This window comes from Nocardia sp. bgisy134, from assembly GCF_057708325.1.
Map to the genome: position 1 here is coordinate 205,406 of NZ_JBYIRW010000004.1, position 15,858 is coordinate 221,263.

Below are 15,858 nucleotides of genomic sequence, written 5' to 3' on the forward strand. Positions count from 1 at the left end.
CGCTCCTCCACGTTTTTGCCGGGTGGCCTCTGCCGGAGGCCACCCGGTGTCGTATTCGTGCAAACTGCCTTCTTCGCTCCGCCGGCGGAAGCTCGAGCAAGCGCACGGCCTCCAATGATCGGCGGCAACCAGGCCAGTAGGAACTGGCTGGTCATCAAGCGCCGGGCTCGGGCGACAGCCGGCCGACCAACCAGTCGCGGGCGAGTTCGGCGACCTGCTCCAGTGCGCCGGGTTCCATGAACAGATGTGTGGCGCCGGGCACTACCTCCAGCGCTGTCTCACACGACATCTCCTGCGCTGCGCGGCGGTTCAGCTCCAGCACGGCATGGTCGTCACCGCCGACGATCAGCAGTGTCGGTGCGCGCACCGCGGCCAGTGCCGGACCGGCGAGATCCGGTCGGCCGCCGCGCGATACCACCGCGGCGATCTGCACGTCAGGGGCGGCCGCCGCCCGCAACGCCGCGGCGGCACCGGTACTGGCTCCGAAGTATCCGATCCGCAGGCCGGCGGCCTCGTCTCGACCGGTCAGCCGGACGGTGGCTTCGATCAGTCGCCGCGACAGCAGCTCGACATCGAAAACCCGTGCCCGATAACCCTCTTCGTCCACGGTGAGCAGGTCGAACAGCAGCGTGCCCAGCCCGGATCGGTTCAGCACCTCGGCCACGTAGCGGTTGCGCGGGCTGTGACGGCTGCTGCCGCTGCCGTGGGCGAACACCACCATCCCGATCGGGTTCTCCGGAATGGTGAGATGCCCGGTCAGTTCGACCTCTCCGGCTCGGAAGCGCACCTCGTCGTCGCACAGGGGCGGATCGCTCGCAGAACCTGGTTGTAGCTCCCGCGGATGATCGGACGACCGGCGCAGCAGCTCGGTGACCTCGGTGTCGCGGACCTGGCCGAACCGCCGGTACCAAAAGCCGACGGCGCCGAACCGAGTCGGTGTGTGCAGGCATATCAGCTCGTCGGATTCGTCCTTCAGCATCGCCAGCGTGTCGCCGGGCGCGACCGGCACGGCCAGCACGACGCGGCGTGCACCGTGCGCCCGCGCCACCTGGCAGGCGGCCCGCGCTGTGGCACCGGTGGCGATGCCGTCGTCGACGACAATTACGGTGCGACCCGCCAGCGGGACACGCGGGCGTGTGCGCCGCAGCAGTTCGACACGTCGCGCCAGTTCCTCGCGTTCGCGGCGCTCCACCGTCGCCATTTCCTCGGGCGTGAGCTTCGTGTGGGCGACGACGTTGTCGTTGATCACGAGGACGTCGTCCTCGCCGATCGCTCCGAAGGCGAGTTCCGGTTGATAGGGGACGCCGAGTTTGCGCACCACGATCGCATCCAGCGGCGCATCCAGAGCCTGAGCGATCTCGAAACCGACGGGGACTCCGCCCCGCGGCAGGCCGACTACGACGGCATCCTCGCCGCGGAGGTATTCCAGCCGCCGCGCCAGCTGGCGTCCGGCGTCACGGCGGTCATCGAACAACATCGCAAAAACCTTCACGGATCCTCTCGACATGGACTTTCCCGTGCTACGTCAACGTACACGCGGCCTGGTAACTACCACTGTGCTCCCGCGTCGGGCGCTGCGGCAGGGGCCATCGACACCGGCAGCAGATGACCTATGCCCTTATCAGCGGAGCGAGCAGACTTGGTAGTACGGAACTACGACGAACACGAAGGCAACAGACGATGGGCCCCCGCGAATCTCACATGTCGCAATCGGACCTGTTCTCGTGGAAGATGGAGCGGGATCCGGTCCTGCGTTCGACGATCGTCTCGGTCCTGGTCCTCGATACCGATCCGGACTGGGATCGGCTGGTGCGCACGATCGAGCGTGGCACCCGTCTCGTGCCGAAGTTGCGGCATCGGCTGGTCATCGCGCCGTTCGGGTTGACTCCGCCGCGCTGGGCCCTCGATCCAGGTTTCGACCTGTCCTGGCACCTGCGACGGGCGGCGTTGCCGGCATCGGCGAACATGTCGACGGTCCTCGAATTCGCGCGCACCGAGGCGATGACGGCCTTCGATCCGGCCCGCCCGCTGTGGCGCATCACCCTGCTCAGCGGTTCGACGGGTGGCTGCGCGCTGGTGATGACAGTGCACCACAGCCTCACCGATGGCATCGGCGGCATTCAGATCGCCACGGCGCTGTTCGACGTCGATCGAGCCGAGACCGATCGCGGCCATCCGCCCGAGCCGCCGCGCGAGAGCGACGGTGTGCTGCGTGACATCGTGGCGTGGAATCGGTCGGTGGGTTCGGATCTTGTCCGCGGCGGGATCCGTACGACGCGGCAGATCGCATGGCGCGTCGTCGCGCATCCCGCGCGGGCGGCACGCGACGGCGTCACGCTCGCGGCCTCGCTGGCTCGCCTGGTCAAGCCCATTACCGCGACGATGTCGCCGGTGATGACCGAGCGCGGTCTGGGTCGTCGGCTGGCGGTGCTCGATGTGCCCGTCGAGCAGCTGCACCGCGCGGCGCGGGCCGCGGGTTGCACTATGAACGACGCTTTCCTGACCGCGGTGATCATCGGACTACGCATCTATCACTACCGGTACGGGGCGAAGATCGGTCGGCTGCGGCTGACCATGCCGATCAGTCTTCGCACCGCCGATGATCCGCTCGGCGGCAACCGGATCACTCTCGCGCGTTTCTCGTTGCCGGTCGACATCCTCGCTCCCGAGGAGTTGATGCGGGCCGTCAACGGCACGGTCGATGGTTGGCGACGCGAGCCGGCGATACCGCTGTCCGGCGCCGTCGCGGCGGCGTTCAACCGGCTGCCGGTCGCGATGGTCACCGGGATGCTCAAACACGTCGACTTCGTCGCCTCGAACGTCCCCGGTTCCCCGGTGCCTCTCTACCTCGCCGGGGCGCGGATCGATCGGATGTACGCCTTCAGCCCCACCATCGGCACGGCCGTCAACGTGACCTTGATGTCGCACGCGGGAACCTGCTACATCGGCGTCAACGCCGACTCCGCCGCGGTCCCCGACATCGCGAACCTGACCGATTGCCTAGCCACCGGATTCGCCACCGTGCTGGGTCTCGCAGACGCGCGCGACCGGGAAGCCGGTGCCGACGTCACGGCCGAACCCCTCGATCGGCACCGCTCCCATCGGTGACCGGATTCCAGGCACCTGCCCGGCGACAGAGTCCGTCAGGTTCCTGGTTCCGGCGGCAGACGGAGCGTCTCCCCCGGCGCGAGGCGTGCGATCTCACCACGGCAGTCGATCTCGATCGGCGGTGACGCGCCGGGATCGGAGCTGATCTCGATGCTGTCGCCACTGACGCGCACGGTCAGGCGGTGGCCGCGATACACGATCGGGAACGACAGCGCACCGAGCGAGACGGGCCAGTGTGGACAGAAGATCAGCCGGTCGGAACGGATCTCCAACCCGGCGAAGCAGCGCTGCAACAGATCGATACTGCCCGCCATGGCGCCGAGGTGAATCCCCTCCGCGGTGGTGCCGCCCTGAATGTCGGCGACATCGGATTCGAGGACGAGGTCGAAGAATTCCACCGCGCGGTCGCGGTTGGCTCGCGCGAGCACCCACGCGTGCACCAGGGCGCTGAGCGTCGAGCCGTGCGAGGTGCGCGCCAGGTAGTAGTCGATGGTGCGTGGGATCATCTCGCCGGGCAGCTCGTATCCGAGGTGGGCAAGCAGGTCTCGCAATTCGTCGGCGGAGAGCAGGTAGAACAGCATCAGCACGTCGGCTTGTTTGGCCGCGCGGTAGCGGTTGACGTTGTCGCCCTCGGCTTCCAGGATGCGATCCAGCCGCTGAATGTCGCCGTAGCGCTGCCGGTAAAGGTCCCAATCCAGTTCGGCCAACTGCTCGTAGCCTTCGAACTGGCTGATGACGCCGTCGTGGAACGGGACGATCATGCGGCGGGCGACATCGTGCCAGTGCGGCGGTTCCGAAGGCGGCACGGATAGTGATTGCAGCAATTCGGTCCGCGTGCGCGGGGCGAGCAGGTCCAGAGCGTCTATCGCCCGCAGGATCACCCAGGCTGCCATGACATTGGTGTAAGCGTTGTTGTCGATGCCTGCCTCGGGCGCCTGCGGATACCCGGAATGGAATTCGTCGGGACCGATCACACCGCGGATCGTGTAGCGGTCGCGCGTGGCATCGTAGGTCGCCAGGCTCGCCCAGAATCGAGCGATCTCCACCAGCAGTTCGGCTCCGCAAGCGGTGAGGAATTCGAGGTCCCCGGTGGCCTGGTAGTACTGCCAAACGGTGTAGGCGATCGCGATTCCGCTGTGGTACGCGCGCCTGCTCGGATCCGGATTCCAATGTCCCGACAGCGGGTTCAGATGCATCCGCTGGCTTTCTTCGCGACCGTCGCTTCCCGACTGCCACGGGAACAACGCTCCGCTCAGCCCGGCCGCGGCGGCCGCCTGTCGCGCCATGGGCAGGCGGCGGTATCGGTAGCGCAGCAGCGCTTCGGTCACGGCGGGGAACCGCAGATTCAGCACCGGGAAGACGAACAGCTCGTCCCAGAACACATGCCCGCGATAGGCCTCACCGTGCAGACCGCGCGCCGGGACACCCACATCGAGATCGGTGCTGTTGGGTGAGACGGTTTGCACCAAGTGCAGCAGATGCAGCCGCAGGATCCGCACCGCGTGCTCGCGGCCGTCGAGATCGAAGCGCAACCGCCGCCACAGCTGCTCCCACGCATCGGCATGGCCCTCGCGCAGTTGCGCGTAACCACCGGTGGCGGCGAGCCAGCGGACGGCCGCATCGTCGGGTGCGGAGATCGCGCGGTCACGTCCGGTGAAGACCGTGACGATCTTCTCCAGCACGACCGAGGTACCGGCGTCGATTTCGACGGTCAGATCGTGTCCTACGAGGCCGTCGCGATCCACGAGTTCTCTTGCCGCACAAACTGTTTCGCGCAGCGAGGTGCGGGCCGCCATAGCCACCGAGACTTCGGACTGATTGGTGCGGACTGCCAGCAGTACCGAGTCCGGCGACAGCGGTCGCGTCCGTACCGCCGTGAGATGCTCGTCGGACAGGTCACGATAACGCGCGACCAGGCTGTTGCGGACATTGCCATCGATGGCCGATCGGATGATCAGCCGACCCGACCAATTCTCGGCGGCGATCGTTGTCTCCAGCGCGCCCACATGCGGACGATGCATGGCGACGAACCGTCTTTGGGTCACCGAGGTGATGCGCCCGGCGCTGTCACGGATCCGGAACCGGCGGATCAGCTCGGCGCGGCGCAGATCAAGTTGCTGGCGGTAGCACAGGATTTCGGTGGAATCGATGTCGAACCAGTCGCTGTCTTCGATTCGGAAGGTCACCGGCAGCCAGTTCGGCAGGTTCACCGAACTCTCGTTGTCGATCGTGTGCCCGGCGATCTCGTCGCGCAGCCGGTTGTAGACGCCTGCCACGTACATGCCGGGATAGTGGTGTTCTCCGGCTCGGGATTCCGGGGCGGCCCCGCGGACCGCGAGATAGCCGTTGCCGACGGTGCACAGTGCCTCACGCAGCTTCTCGCGCCCGGGGTCGTACCCGTCGAAGGTGAAGAGCCAGGCATCGGATGCTGCGGAATCCGCCGCGGCGCTCAACTGGCGGGCCAGACGGTCCAGGAAGACACCGACTGCCGCCGGGTCGGTCACGGCGAAGCGCGCCGCGGTGTGTCGATCGCCGTTCTCGCCGTGGCCCACCACGATGCCGAGTCCATCGGGTTCGACGGCGTCGAAGGCGTCTTCGTCGGTCAGATCGTCGCCGAGGTAGATCGGCAGCACCGGGACGGTGAGCTGCTCCAGAACCCACCGCAGCGCAGTACCCTTGTCCCAGTTCACATCCGGACGCAGCTCGGTGACCTTGCGCCCGGTGCTCACCCGCAAACCGGTCGCCCGCGCGATCTCGTGCACCGCCGCCACGACCGGACCGACATCGTCGAGGTCCGCACGGCGATGGTGGACAGCGACAGCGAATCGCTTGCGCTCCACCACAACTCCCGGGACCGAACGCACCCGTTCACGTAGTCGCTCCGCGGCCCGCTTCAGCGCCTGCTCGACCCCCGGCGCGGCGGCGTCGTGCACATGCCGGGTGCCGTCGGGAGCGAGCAACTCGAAGCCGTGGCTTCCGGCGTACCAGATCCCCTGCACCCCGACCCGGTCGCGGACATCCCTCAGATCGCGGCCGCTGACCACGGCGACCGGGCACAGCGCGGCGAGCTTCGCCAGCGCGTCGCCTGCCCCCTCGACCAGGGCCGCGGCCGCCGGATCGGCGACGATGTCGGACAGCGTCCCGTCGAAATCCAGGAGCACCGCGGGTGTTTCGGTGTCGAGCAGATCGACCAGACGCGTCCAGGACCGCAGCGCATCCGGCAGCTGCGAGATCCGCCGGAACCCGCCTCGCAGCGCCACCCGCGCCGCATCATCGATGACAGCATCGGCGCCACCGGCCCGCAGGCGTTCGGCATGCCCACCCCGATCGATGCCGATCACCAGCGCGAACCCACCCCGATGTCCGGCCGCCACCCCGGCCTCGGAATCCTCCACGACGACCGTCCGATCCGGCGCGGCCCCCAGCCGGTGCGCCGCCTCGGCGAGCATCGCCGGATCCGGTTTCCCCGTCAGCCCGAGCTCCTCGGCGACGAGACCGTCGACCCGGACCTCGAACAAATCCCCGATCCCCGCGGCAGTGAGCACCGGAAGACAGTTGCGGCTGGCCGAGAAGATCGCGGCGCCGATGCCCGCCGCACGCAGCCTCCCGACCAGCGCGATCGTGGATTCGAAGACTCGAACCCCGTCGCGGGCGAGCCGGTCGTGGAAGATGCGGTCCTTGCGGTTGGCCAGCCCGCATACCGTCTCGGCTTCCCCGGAATCGGTCGTTTCACCCCAGGGCAACGAAATACCCCGTGAGGCAAGGAAATCGGCGACGCCGTCGTAGCGAGGCTTGCCGTCGACACAGCGCAGGTAGTCGCTGTCGGTGAACGCGGAAAGATCCTCACCTTCGGCCGGTGCACGACGGGCCATGAACGAGTCGAACAGTTGTGCCCAAGCCGCGGCGTGAATGGACGCGCTATCGGTGACGACCCCGTCCATATCGAAGATCACCGCGTCATAGCGGCGGGAATCGATCAGTACCGCGGAGTCGCTGCCGACCACCCTTTCAGCGTGAACCGATCGCCCCGGCGGCAGCAAGAGCCGAAAGCCGCCGACTATCCACCTGCCCCTCGCCCACCTGACCGAACTCACCCGCGGCCGCGCGGTCGTGCGCGAACTGACCGGCCGCATCCAGCAACCACCGCCAGCAGCGAGCCGTCACCGCACCCGAGATCGAGCACACGCCGGGCGCCCGCGACCCGTTCGGCGAGGAACTGCCAAGTGCCACGTCCGAGTCAGCACAGTCCCGCAACCCGAGAAAGACACCTGGCGACACCATGGCGCCCACAATCGGAAATCCTCGAGTCGACAGCCCCACGATCGCCGACCGGGGCACTGAGCACTCCGGTTTCCCGGATCAGCAGTTGTCGTCAACCGGAGACCCCCACGTCGCAGTCAGTATCCGGTGTCGCGGCGGCGGAACCCGGCGAATCCGGCCGCCAGCCCGGCCACCGCTATCGTGGTGACGACGAGTATCGGTGCGGCGGTCACGGTTTCGAGCGGCGTCCTCGGAACGTGTGTGAAGGGTGAGGCATCGTCGAACCAATCGGGCAGGTCGAAGGCAGTCGTGAAGAGGGCGGCCACCGCGCAGTAGGCGAAGACCGACCACGCCAGCGGGACAGCGGCCCTCGGCGTCCAGCCACAGGCGATCGTCGCGATCGCGACGATCGACCAGACCGCAGGTGCGGACGCGAGCGCCGCACCGGTCAATCGAAGCGGCTGGACGGCGTCGGCGATCGACAAGCCGTAGGACAGCCCGGCGCCGAAGCCCCCGCAGAACAGCACGAACACACTGCCGGCCAACGCGACGGTGAGGTGGCTCGCCAGCCAGCGATCTCGGCTCACGGGTGCGGCCAGGATCGGCTCCGCGCGACCCGCGGTCTCCTCCCCACGGGCGCGCAGCACACTGGAGACGCCGTATGCGGCGGTGAGCAGCGCGACGATCGACATGGCGAGTGACAGATACGAATCCACCGCTTGGGCGGCGCCGCCCGGCAGGTAGGCGGCGATCTCAGGGTTGTCGGTGAGAAAGTCCTCGATACTGTCCGCGAACGAACCGTACGCCGCGCCCAATGCGACAACGCCGACCGCCCAACCCGCCAGCGACCCGCGCTGCAGCCGCCACGCCAAGCCCAGCGGCGACCCCAGCGCCCAAGAAGCGGTCGCACGCCCCGTGCCGTAGGGGAGAAGTCCCGCGCCGAAGTCACGCCGGTCGAGCAAGAAGAACGCGACGGCGGTGAGCACGGCGGTCGCGGCAGCGAACAACAGCACCGTCCACCACCGGTCACCCGTGTACGGGTAGCTGCGTTGGCCCCACCCGATGGGTGAGGTCCAGGAGGCGACTCCGTTGCCGACATCTCCGACCGCGCGTGCCACATACGCGGCCGCCAGCGCGAGCCCGACCGCCCCGTACACGGTGCGTGGGTTCTCGAACACCTGCGCGGCGACGGCGGTGACTCCGGCGAAGGTGACCCCGACTCCCGCGGTGACGACACCCAGCAGCAGCGACCCGGCCATCGGAAGCCCGGTACCCACCGCGGCGGCGAAGACCACCAGCACCACGGCGATATCGGCCAGCCCGGCCAGTGCGATCGAGGCGACAGCGGGAGCCCAGCGCCCCACCCGCGCCGAACGAAGCAATTCCGCCCGCCCCGTTTCCTCGTCCGAACGAGTGTGCCGGCCGACCAGGAACATATTCATCAACACGACCACGACCGCCAGGTAAGCGAAGACCTCGAACACGATCTCGCCGCCGATCGTGTTCAGCAGCCGGGTCGGTCCGCCCATGGCGATGGTGGCCGCGCTCGCGCTCATCGTCTCGCGAATCTGCGCCAGCTTCTGGGGCGTGTCATAGAAACGCTGACTGCCGAGGGACTGCAGGGTGATCAGCGCGCCCGCGCCGAGCAGCCAGCACGGCAGCGTGAATCGCTCGCGCAGGAACGCGAATCGCAACAACGTGGCCACGCCGGAGGTGTTCGCCCGCAGCGGCGTCGCGAGGGCGTTCACGGTTCGTCCTTTCCCGTCTGCTCCGGAGTGGCGCCGTAGTGACGCAAGAAAATGTCCTCGACGGTCGGTGGTGCGCTGGTGAGGCTACGCACGCCCAGATCGGCGAGTATGCGCATGGCGGTGTCGAGGTGAGCGGCGTCGACCGCGAACTTGGCGTGTGTGCCGTTGCGGACCAGATCGTGCACACCCGCCGCCGTGTGCAGATCCGTCGGTGGCCGGGCGGTTTCGACGGTGATGGTGGTGCGGGTCAGATGCCGGAGTTCGGCGAGCGTGCCGGATTCCACCGTGCGCCCGAGACGGATGATGCTCACCCGGTCGCACAGTGCCTCCACTTCGGCGAGTATGTGGCTGGACAGCAGCACGGTCCGGCCCTCGTCCTTCGCTTCCGCGATGCAACGCTGGAATTCGGCCTCCTTGAGCGGGTCGAGGCCGACGGTCGGTTCGTCGAGCAGCAGCAGTTCCGCGTCCGAGGCCAGCGCCGCGACGAGCGCGACCTTCTGCCGGTTGCCCTTGGAGTACGCGCGCGCCTTCTGCCGGGGGTCGAGGTCGAACCGGTCCAGCAGTTCGTCGCGACGCCGCCGGTCGATGTCGCCGCGCAAGCGCGCCATCAAGTCGATGACCTCGCCGCCGGTGATCCCGGGCCACAAGGTGACCTCGCCGGGCACATAGGCCAACCGGGCGTGCAGCGCGACCGCGTCGGTCCAGGGGTCTCCACCGAGCAAGCGCACTGTGCCGGAGTCGGCGCGCAGCAGTCCCAGCAGGATCCGGATCGTCGTCGTCTTGCCCGCACCGTTCGGCCCCAGGAATCCGTGAATCTCACCGGTGTGCACGGTCATGTCCAAGCCGTCGAGGGCTTTGGTCGCGCCGAACGATTTCGTCAGGGCCACGATCGAAACAGCAGCGTCCCCGGTCATCGCGGCATCCTTGGGTCGGTGAATCGCGTCTTCGGATCTCTCACAGAGTATCCATCCGAGCGCGTCGGATCACCGATCGGTGGCGTTGTCCGGCGTCGTGGCGTGAGGGATATGGGCGCCACCGGACGACACCGGGGGTAGCGGGACCGACCAGCGAATGACGGTCCCCTCGCTGGGGCCTCGACCGGCGCTGAAAGTTCCACCGGCCTCGTAGGCGCGCGCGGCGATGTTGGCCAGTCCGCTTCGGCGAGGAATGTCTTCCGGCAGGCCGATGCCGTTGTCGGTGATTTCGAGGATGACGTCGTCGCCGATGGTGAGTTTGACCGAGACCGCGCTGGCGTGGGCGTGCCGGACCACGTTGCTGAGTGTCTCTCGAAGCACTGCTTCGACATGGTCGAACATGGTGGAGGTCAGCACCGAGACCGGTCCGGCCAGCCGGATCGAGGTCCGCAGGTCCGTTTCGGCGGTCATCTCGGCCACCACAGCGTGCAAGCGCTTGCGCAGGATCGGTGCTTCGGCGGAGGTACTGGAGTGCAGATCGAAGATCGAGTGGCGGATGTCCTGCACGATGGTCTGCACGTCGTTGATGGTCTCGCTGAGCCGGGACTTGACCTCCGGCGCTCGAGCGCGCTGCGCGGTCCCCTGCAGCGACAGCCCGACCGCGAACAACCGCTGGATGACGTGGTCGTGCAGATCGCGGGCGATGCGGTCGCGTTCCGAGACGACGTCGAGTTCGCGCATCCGGCGCTGGGTGTTCGACAACTGCAACGCCAGCGCCGCTTGGTTGGCGAACCCTGCCATCATCATTTGTCCTGCGGCATCCAGCGCGGGCATCTCGGCCGAGCGCAGGGTGGCCAGCACGCCGATCACCGCCTGCCCCGCCCGCAGCGGCGAGGTCAACACCTGCCCGTACTTCACCGGCGAATCCAGCTCCGGTTCACCGCAGGGTTCGTCGGTGGGAACGTACTGTTCGTCGCGGAACGCCGCGCCGGTGCGCGACCCCCGAACCGGGATCCGCTGTCCGACGATCTGCTGGGCGTCGAGTCCGGACGCCGAGACCACGACCAGTTCGCCGACTTCCTCCGACGGCATGTCGGGATCCTCGGGCAAGGCGAGATAGGCGCAGGCCGCCCCGGTCAAAGTCAACGCGCGGGCGGTGATCAGTTCGAGCGCTTCGTCCGGGTCCCCGCCTGCCAGCACGACAGCGGCGACATCCTGAGTGGCTTCCAGCCATTGCTGGCGGATCCGGGATTCTTCGTAGAGGCGAGCATTGGCGATGGCGATACCGGCGGCCGCGGCCAAGGCCTGCACGACCACTTCGTCGTCTTCGGTGAATTCCTGGCCGCCGGATTTCTCGGTCAAGTACAGATTGCCGAAGATCTCGTTGCGTACCTGGACAGGCACACCGAGGAACGTGCTCATCGGTGGATGATTGGCGGGGAAACCGACCGATGACGGATGTGCGGACATATCTGCCAGCCGGATCGGTTTGGGTTGCTCGAACAGCAGCCCGAGCACACCGTGCCCACGCGGCAGATCACCGATCATCACCCGCGTGCGGTCATCGATACCCTCGTATACGAACTCGGCCAACTGCTTTGAGCTCTTGTCGGTTTCGCGGACACCGAGGGCACCGTAGCGGGCATCGACCAACTCGATCGCGGTGTGAACGATCGTTCGAAGCGTGTTGTCCAGGTCCAGGCCTGCGGTGACAACCAACATCGCCTCGATGAGCCGATCCATCTGGTCGCGCACGCCGACGATCTCCGCGATGCGGTCTTGAACCTCGGCCAGCAGCTCGCGTAAGCGGGACGGGGCCAACGTTCCGATCACCGGGGGCCTGTCGTCTGGGCCGAAGTCGCACGATGGACCATGCATACCCAGCATTCTGGCATCCCCGCCATCGCTCGAGCCGTGCGATACCCACCGTAGAAGATCGCCACCGGTCACACAGAGGCGCGTTCTCGCACATGCGTCGCGGCGGCTGTTCACCCCGGCTCCACGGTGGATGCACACGATGGGCCGCCGCGGTAGCGGCAACAGCGTGGACCGACCGAGCAGCGGCCTATCCAACGGTTGTGGTGCGGTGTCGGCCGAGGTGTTCGCTGCCGGTGGCGGCCCGGCCGCCCTGTGGCACCACCAGCACCGGGCAGTGCGTGTGATGCAGGGCCAGGTGCAGCATCGGATTCAGGTGCGCTCGCCATCGGTGGTGCTCGTCGCGGGCGATCACCAGCAGTTGCGCGGCGGCGCTGAGACGTTCCAGCGCCGTGTGGCGATCACCGGCGACCGTCGCGCACTGTGTTGTCACGGTCGCGAACTGCTCGCGGTAACGGTTGATCAGGGCGTCGAGGTCGTCCGTGGCCACGGCGCGGTGGCGGAGATCGGCGACCAGCAGCGAACTGTGGTGGGTAGCGGCAACGCGAAACGCCGCGGGCAGCGTCTGCTCCGCGGAGACGGTGTCCTCGACCGCGACCAGCACCGGACCGACCGCAGACGCGGCGTTGTGCAAAGGTCGTATCAACGCGACCGGGCACCGCGAAGCGCCGGCGAGTGTGGCCGCTACCGAGCCGTGCAGAATGCCTGCCAACGGTCCTGCCTGGGTGTCGCCGACTACCAGCAGGGCCGCTGTCGCGGACAACTCTTCGAGCCGGACGGCGGGGTCGCCTACCAGCACCTGCGGCTCGATCACCGGCGCCGAACGCTGCGAAGTCCGGCTCCATCTGTCCAGCACGGCCTGGCGAGTGGCCAGCAGCACTTCCATGCCTTCCACGCCGACCTCGTCGCGTGTGGCGATATGCACCAGGTGCACCGGGGCCTGCCGTGCGTCGGCTTCGACGGCGGCCCAGTACGCTGCCCGCACTGCCAATTCCGATCCATCGACCCCGGCGACGACCGGTGACAACGCGACCGGGACGGCGGAGGCGTTCTCGGCGGGTTCAACGCGAATGTCGGATCCCATGACTGCCAGCATGAGTGAATCCTTCGGACGCGGACAGGGCCTCGATGCTCCAACCCGAAGGACCTTCGCCACACACCGAAGCCGGTCCGGGCGTGGGAAGTCGTTGGTCCTTCTTCCCGGCGACTTTCGGCCCTAACAGGCGGATCCGCACAGTTGGTCACATGAAACGGTCACCGCCGAGGTGAGCACATGCGCTGAGGGATAGGGCATCACGTGGAACCTTACGAACCGACCAGCACGGTGGTGGGATTCACCGGCTGCGAACAGCGTTCCCGCCCGGTCGGTCGAAGCGACGTCGGCCGCGGCGCGGCGGTGAGCGGATCCTCCTCCACCGCAAGCCAGTTCGACGGCAACGTCGTCGAACTGGATCGCGAACAGGCCCTGTCGCTGCTCGCGCAAGCCCCCTTCGGGCGAGTCGTGTACACCCGCGACGCGCTACCCGCGATCCGCCCCGTCAACCATCTTTTCGACGACGGCCTTGTCATCGTGCGCACCCGGCTGGCATCACAGTTCTCCACCGCCGTGCAGAGACGAACGGGGGTCGTGGTGGCCTACGAGGCCGACGACATCGACATCGACCGGCGCACCGGGTGGTCGGTGGCGGTGACCGGAATCGCGCGTCCGGTCACCGATCCCGCACGTATCGCCCGCTATCAGCGGCTGCTGCAGCCGTGGATCGGTTCGCCGATGGACGGCGTAGTCGAGATCGAACCCACGATCGTGTCCGGCATCGAACTCGTCGACGAGACCTACTGAAAGGCAGCAGCAATGACCGACCGGCACCGTCGCGACCTCCACAATTCGGCCTCGTCGGCGGTGGTGGTCGGGACCGACGGCTCACCCGCCAGCTCCCACGCGGTAGCGTGGGCCGCCCAGACCGCGGCCGATCGAGGACGGCGCCTGGTCATCACCCACGGCTACGATCTGGCTGCCACCCGCGCGGTGCTGGGTTCCTACGAGGTGCTGGTGCCCTCGGTCGTCGAGACCCTTCGCGACTACGGGCTCCAAGCTTTGGACAGCGCGCAGCGCATCGCGCGCGAGGCTCACCCGGACCTCGAGGTCGCTACCGAATTGTCCGAGCGCAACCCCGCCGAATTGCTCATCGAGTTGTCCCCGGCTGCGCACCTGGTCGTCCTGGGCGCCACCCCCGGAGTGGGGTCCTTCGCCCATCTGGGCTCGACCCTGCTGGCGGTGACCAGCCAGGCCAAGGGGCGCATCGTGGTGGCCCGCCACGACGGCAAGAAACAGCAGGTCCGCCGCAGCGGCCCGGTGGTGGTGGGCGTGGACGGCAGCCCGGTCGGCGAACCCGCGATCGAAGCCGCGTTCAGCGAGTCGTGTGAGCGGGACGCCGAGCTGGTGGTGGTGCACGCGTGGAGCGATCTGTCGGAGGGACGGTTCGCCGGAACCAGTTATCTCGACATCCCGATCGCCGAGCTGGAAACCGGCGAACATGCGCTGCTGGCGGAACGACTGGCAGGCTGGCAGGAGAAGTACCCCACCGTCGCGGTCACCCGCCGGGTCTCTTTGGCCGGGCCCCGTAAGAAGCTCGTCGAGTGGTCCGAGACCGCGCAATTGGTCGTCGTCGGCAGCCGCGGCCGCGGTGGGTTCCGCGGGCTGCTGCTCGGCTCGACCAGCAATCATCTTGTCCAACATGCCCATTGCCCGGTGATGGTCGTGCACCCGGACTGATCGGCCCACGGCGCCGGGCGATCAGCAGACCGACTCGCGCCGGGCGGACGAGCCGGGGACCCTGCCGATGCGGGGCACCCGGCGCGGCTGGGAGCGAAGCCGAGCGAGGGCACGGGCGGTGGAATCCGCAGGGCCGGAATCCCGAGGACGAGGTGGTCGGGGCTCGAGAACTGTCGATACGGTCGTAGGTCCCGGCAGTCGGTGACCAACGGCAGGCGCGAGCAGGAACATGCGCCGCTTAGCTTATGGATAGCTGGTCACGCCCAATCCTCGTGGGACAGAGAGGCACACGCCGATGTCGGCCACCAACCCGCCCGTCGTCGTCGGAGTCGACGGGTCCGAGCAGTCCCTCGCGGCCGTGCGCTGGGCAGCGCAGTACGCCGCCCGCCACCGAGCCCCGTTGCGCCTGATCCACGCCCTGGGTGTGCCGATCGATTTCAGCCCGGGGATGGCAGGCCCGGTCTTCGACCTGGAGTCCTGGCGCCGCGCCGGGCACGACCTGCTCGCCACGGCCCGCGACGCCGCCCGAGCCGCGGCCGCGCCGATCGCGCCGATCGCGCCGATCGAGATCTTCTCGGTCGTCGCCGACAGCGCACCGGTGCCGACGCTGCGCAACCACGCCCAAGACGCGCGCCTGCTCGTCGTCGGCAGTCGCGGCCTCGGCGCGTTCGGCCGGGTCGTGCTCGGGTCGGTGAGCACCGCGCTGGTCCGCCAGGCTCCCTGCCCGGTCGCGGTGATCCCCGAATCGAAATCCCCGGCCTGGCATGGGCCGGTGGTCGTCGGAGTCGACGGCTCGACCTCCAGCGCGCAGGCCATCGCGATGGCATTCGAGGAGGCCTCCGAGCGCGGCGTCGAGGTGATCGCGGTCCACACCTGGTCGGAGTTCTACCGCTACGAATCACGGGCGGAGATGCAGACCGAGGCCGAGGCACTGCTGGCCGAAGGCCTCGCCGGATACGGTGAGAAATATCCCGAGGTGCCGGTGACCCGCATCGTCACCGAAGACCGTCCCGCCCGCAGCCTGCTGCGCGAGGCGGCCACGGCCCAGCTGATCGTGCTCGGCAGCCACGGCCGCGGCGCGTTCCCCGGAATGACCCTCGGCTCGGTCACCCACGCTGTCCTGCACCGCGCCGAATGCCCACTCCTCGTCGTCCGCCCTCGCACCCAGCACTGATCTCGT

The 15,858-nt window shown here is 68.0% G+C and carries 10 protein-coding genes and 1 pseudogene; 4 read left to right on the plus strand and 7 right to left on the minus strand.

Annotated elements, in window-relative coordinates:
* Positions 1–154 precede the first annotated feature (154 nt).
* On the minus strand, positions 155–1,477 hold the full coding sequence (locus AC3ERS_RS09900; protein WP_431965790.1) for a phosphoribosyltransferase family protein: 1,323 nt from the start codon (positions 1,475–1,477) through the stop codon (positions 155–157).
* Between the two features lie 224 nt (positions 1,478–1,701).
* On the opposite strand from AC3ERS_RS09900, the gene AC3ERS_RS09905 reads away from it, so the two are divergent.
* Positions 1,702–3,108 (plus strand): wax ester/triacylglycerol synthase domain-containing protein, encoded by a 1,407-nt coding sequence (locus AC3ERS_RS09905; RefSeq protein ID WP_431965792.1) that lies wholly within the window; start codon positions 1,702–1,704, stop codon positions 3,106–3,108.
* Positions 3,109–3,143: 35 nt separating this feature from the next.
* Here AC3ERS_RS09905 and otsB read toward each other — a convergent pair whose 3' ends face one another.
* From otsB to AC3ERS_RS09935, 6 genes and pseudogenes are all read right to left on the minus strand, one after another.
* Entirely contained in the window at positions 3,144–7,112 is a 3,969-nt protein-coding gene (gene otsB, locus AC3ERS_RS09910; RefSeq protein WP_431965794.1) for a trehalose-phosphatase, read from the minus strand.
* A gap of 86 nt (positions 7,113–7,198) precedes the next feature.
* Positions 7,199–7,318 (minus strand): annotated as a pseudogene (locus tag AC3ERS_RS09915) (hypothetical protein); the annotation flags it as partial.
* 187 nt (positions 7,319–7,505) lie between these two features.
* Positions 7,506–9,116 carry an ABC transporter permease gene (locus tag AC3ERS_RS09920; protein WP_431965796.1) on the minus strand — a complete coding sequence of 537 codons (1,611 nt, stop codon included), beginning with the start codon at positions 9,114–9,116 and terminating at the stop codon, positions 7,506–7,508.
* Complete coding sequence (locus AC3ERS_RS09925) at positions 9,113–10,030, minus strand: ABC transporter ATP-binding protein (RefSeq protein ID WP_431965799.1); 918 nt, start codon at positions 10,028–10,030, stop codon at positions 9,113–9,115. Before AC3ERS_RS09925 ends, AC3ERS_RS09920 begins: the two co-directional genes overlap by 4 nt.
* Before the next feature lie 69 nt (positions 10,031–10,099).
* The gene (locus tag AC3ERS_RS09930; protein ID WP_431965801.1) at positions 10,100–11,917 is read right to left on the minus strand and encodes a sensor histidine kinase; all 1,818 of its coding nucleotides are present in this window, start codon (positions 11,915–11,917) and stop codon (positions 10,100–10,102) included.
* Positions 11,918–12,095: 178 nt separating this feature from the next.
* Positions 12,096–13,001, minus strand: coding sequence for a universal stress protein (locus AC3ERS_RS09935; protein ID WP_431965803.1), 906 nt, complete (start codon positions 12,999–13,001; stop codon positions 12,096–12,098).
* A gap of 300 nt (positions 13,002–13,301) precedes the next feature.
* Here AC3ERS_RS09935 and AC3ERS_RS09940 point away from each other — a divergent pair, with 300 nt between their 5' ends.
* The 3 genes from AC3ERS_RS09940 to AC3ERS_RS09950 all read left to right on the plus strand — a co-directional run bounded on the left by AC3ERS_RS09940 (position 13,302) and on the right by AC3ERS_RS09950 (position 15,852).
* Complete coding sequence (locus tag AC3ERS_RS09940) at positions 13,302–13,745, plus strand: pyridoxamine 5'-phosphate oxidase family protein (protein WP_431966169.1); 444 nt, start codon at positions 13,302–13,304, stop codon at positions 13,743–13,745.
* Between the two features lie 12 nt (positions 13,746–13,757).
* Positions 13,758–14,678, plus strand: a complete 921-nt coding sequence (locus AC3ERS_RS09945; RefSeq protein ID WP_431965805.1) for a universal stress protein — start codon at positions 13,758–13,760, stop codon at positions 14,676–14,678.
* 295 nt (positions 14,679–14,973) lie between these two features.
* Complete coding sequence (locus AC3ERS_RS09950) at positions 14,974–15,852, plus strand: universal stress protein (RefSeq protein ID WP_431965807.1); 879 nt, start codon at positions 14,974–14,976, stop codon at positions 15,850–15,852.
* Positions 15,853–15,858: the final 6 nt, after the last annotated feature.

What these genes read in the sequence shown, in the direction of transcription:
- AC3ERS_RS09905 (WP_431965792.1), top strand. Translation starts at nt 1,702, where the DNA reads ATGTCGCAATCGGACCTGTTCTCGTGGAAGATGGAGCGGGATCCGGTC.
- AC3ERS_RS09930 (WP_431965801.1), bottom strand. Translation starts at nt 11,917, where the DNA reads ATGCTGGGTATGCATGGTCCATCGTGCGACTTCGGCCCAGACGACAGG.
- AC3ERS_RS09900 (WP_431965790.1), bottom strand. Translation starts at nt 1,477, where the DNA reads ATGTTGTTCGATGACCGCCGTGACGCCGGACGCCAGCTGGCGCGGCGG.
- AC3ERS_RS09935 (WP_431965803.1), bottom strand. Translation starts at nt 13,001, where the DNA reads ATGCTGGCAGTCATGGGATCCGACATTCGCGTTGAACCCGCCGAGAAC.
- AC3ERS_RS09950 (WP_431965807.1), top strand. Translation starts at nt 14,974, where the DNA reads ATGTCGGCCACCAACCCGCCCGTCGTCGTCGGAGTCGACGGGTCCGAG.
- AC3ERS_RS09925 (WP_431965799.1), bottom strand. Translation starts at nt 10,030, where the DNA reads ATGACCGGGGACGCTGCTGTTTCGATCGTGGCCCTGACGAAATCGTTC.
- AC3ERS_RS09945 (WP_431965805.1), top strand. Translation starts at nt 13,758, where the DNA reads ATGACCGACCGGCACCGTCGCGACCTCCACAATTCGGCCTCGTCGGCG.